Here is a 2,657-nt window from a genome sequence, read left to right as displayed (position 1 = left end):
ACGGTTCAGGAACTCGCGCACGTAGCGGTCTACGCTGGCGGGCAGCGCGGGAAATTTGGCCATGGGTAACCTAAAATGGTGAACAGTAAATAAAAAGGATGCAGGCAATGCAGAACAGCAAAAACAATCTCTACGACACCGACTATGAGCAATGGGCAGAGCAGCAGAAACAATTATTGCTATCCGGCCAACTTGACCGGCTGGATATTAAAAACCTGTTAGAGGAACTGGGCGACGTGGGTAAAAGCAATCGAAGCTCCCTGACTTCCCACTGCAAAACCCTGTTATCCCACTTGCTTAAATATCAGCACCAGAGTCAATTCATAAACCCTGACCTGCCCATGCCCTATAACTGCGCAGAATGGTTCGGTACGATCCACCGCTGCCGGAGAAACATCCGTGACCGGCTGGCCGACAACCCATCCCTCAAAACCCTGTTGCCGGAGTCACTGGAGAGCCTGTATGCCAAGGCGCGCAAGGAAGCCGTTGAAGAATTGCGCCCCTACCTGCAAAAACACCAGACCCTGACCGAAGGGGATTTCCCGGATACCTGCCCATGGACCTATGGGCAGATTATGAATGAGGAATGGCTGCCCTAAAGCTCTGCCATCGAGCTGGCCACAATCAAGGCGGTCACGGTATCAGTACCTGCCAACTCAAACTGCCAGCGACTGCCCCGGCATGCGGGGAGTCGGAAGCCCCGGCCAGACGTGACCGGCAGTTCCAGAATTTGCTGTTCATCCCGAAACACCCGAAACACCAGGTCGGTATAACTGTCGGCCATGATCCTTGCCGAACTGAACAGGGCAGGCTTACCCTGAAACACCTTGCTGCGCCACCGATAGGGCATCAGTGCAGTGCCTTTGTCCCACGCCTTGATGGTGTCGCCAATGGCCAGATACAGGCTGTCGTCCTGAAGATCACGGTAACAGGCATCAGCGTATGTGCCGAGCTCGGTAAAGGTGCCGCTGTCAGGACTGAAGATAAAGCCGCCTTTATCGTCTGGAGAGTCCATAGCGTCCCCATAAAAACCAAAGTACCGGCCATCATGGAAGCAGGCATGGATGGTCTGTGGCTTGAACCGTTGCCGCCAGTCTTCCGGATTGATGATATTGCGGGTCATCAACTCCGCCCGGCCGCCAGCGATCCGCACCAGACCATCGGGGGAGGCATACAGGGCCATATCCCCCATATCCACCATGCTACGCTTGCTGATGCAGGCGTGTGCCGTATCGAGCCGTTCCAGGGTCATGGCACTGGGTTCGGTGCCAAAGGCCACATAGGGATAACCCTCCGTGACAATGATCACACTGTTGGCGGCCACTGCTAGCGACTGAATCTCATACTCCACCGCCAGCCGGTAGGCCGCTGGCCAGGCATACAGATGGTAAGGCTCACTGAACATCAGCTCCTTGCCAGAGAACCCTGCCGCCACGCCACCGGGCAGTACCACCATGCCTTGCAGGTTGTTGGGTGGCGCAACCCAGCCGATGGTTTTCAGGATGCCGCCCCGTTGGTCCAACGGCGTTTGATCCACCACAGTGGTGACACCTACGGGGGTATCGGTGGCCACCGTTCCGGCATTGTTGATCTGAGTGCAAAGCTGGTACACGCCGATCTGGGTGCTGGTGTAAATCCGGTAATGGGTGATATTCAGGTCCACGGCACCGGGACCGGCACCCACGGTAATGTCCACCGTTTCACCGGGCTTCACCACAATCTCACCGGAGGGCAGCGATGGCGGCCCTTCCCGTCCGTTTTCGTCCACCCAGGTGTAGGTATAGAAACGGGTTTCGGCATCCACTTCTTCAGCATCGTCCAGCGCTGTACCACTGAGCGTCACCACGGGAGCCACGTCCGGTTCCGGCAGTCCAAGCTGATGATCATTAACCGGATAGTCACTGCCACCACTCAAGGCCAGGCCGTTATCGGTGTAGCGGGGCCCTTTCACCGTGCCGGTGTAGTAAACCCGGTTATTAGGATCGTCGGCCACCGGGGAACGGATCACGTCCACGTCCGTGGTCCAGTCGAACCAGTACCGGCTGCCTTCGTTGCGATAGAGGTAGATGGACTTCGGCGTGGCATTCAGGGCCTGTTCATCGGCAGGGGCGTAGTAGGCTCGCAGGCTGCCATTGGTCAACCGGCAGTCAATGGCGGCCTCTGCCTGGGTGTCTTCCAGCAGATGGCTGTCCAGCCAGGGGACCTCGCCGGTGAAGGAAGTGATGTCCAGTTTCATGGGCGTTTACTTTTTCAAGCCATACAGGGAAACCGAACCGGACAGCTTGTCAGCCACACTGGCAAACAGCTTTATTCCGTGCATCGCTCCGCCCCATTCCGCTGACATCGTGGCATACAAATAAGGGTTACCGTTACCGGTTTGCAGGTGACCAGTGATTGCGCTAAAGCCACTGCCTCCCGGCGTGATGGAGATCTGGCCGGAGACATTTACTGAGGAAAATGTGTCGTCCATTAGTCGCAGACCAGAATACTCTTTGGCCACTGGGGTTGTTGTCCCGTTATGAGCCAGTACTTTCATTCTGAAAGCGCCATAACCATCCCAGAATCCCCCTCCAGAACTTTGCTGAATGGATAAGCCCATATACTTTCTAACAAAATCAGTGCCAGTGATGTTGACATTGTTCAATACCAACAAGTAG

At 56.0% G+C, this 2,657-nt stretch carries 3 protein-coding genes; 1 reads left to right on the top strand and 2 read right to left on the bottom strand.

Annotated features, from left to right (window positions below):
• Window positions 1–107: 107 nt before the first annotated feature.
• Window positions 108–599, top strand: a complete 492-nt coding sequence (locus ACO6V1_RS23355; protein WP_422450825.1) for a DUF29 domain-containing protein — start codon at window positions 108–110, stop codon at window positions 597–599.
• Here the strand turns inward: ACO6V1_RS23355 and ACO6V1_RS23350 are convergent.
• Together ACO6V1_RS23350 and ACO6V1_RS23345 are read right to left on the bottom strand one after the other, a co-directional pair.
• Complete coding sequence (locus ACO6V1_RS23350; RefSeq protein WP_422468919.1) at window positions 596–2,236, bottom strand: hypothetical protein; 1,641 nt, start codon at window positions 2,234–2,236, stop codon at window positions 596–598. The two genes, ACO6V1_RS23355 and ACO6V1_RS23350, sit on opposite strands and share 4 nt — an antisense overlap.
• 6 nt (window positions 2,237–2,242) lie before the next feature.
• On the bottom strand, window positions 2,243–2,657 hold a 415-nt coding region (locus ACO6V1_RS23345), incomplete at its 5' end, for a hypothetical protein (protein ID WP_422468917.1).

Source organism: Endozoicomonas sp. ALC013 (assembly GCF_049310205.1).
Taxonomy (GTDB): domain Bacteria; phylum Pseudomonadota; class Gammaproteobacteria; order Pseudomonadales; family Endozoicomonadaceae; genus Endozoicomonas.
This window is presented reverse-complemented; position numbering and strand designations above follow the sequence as displayed.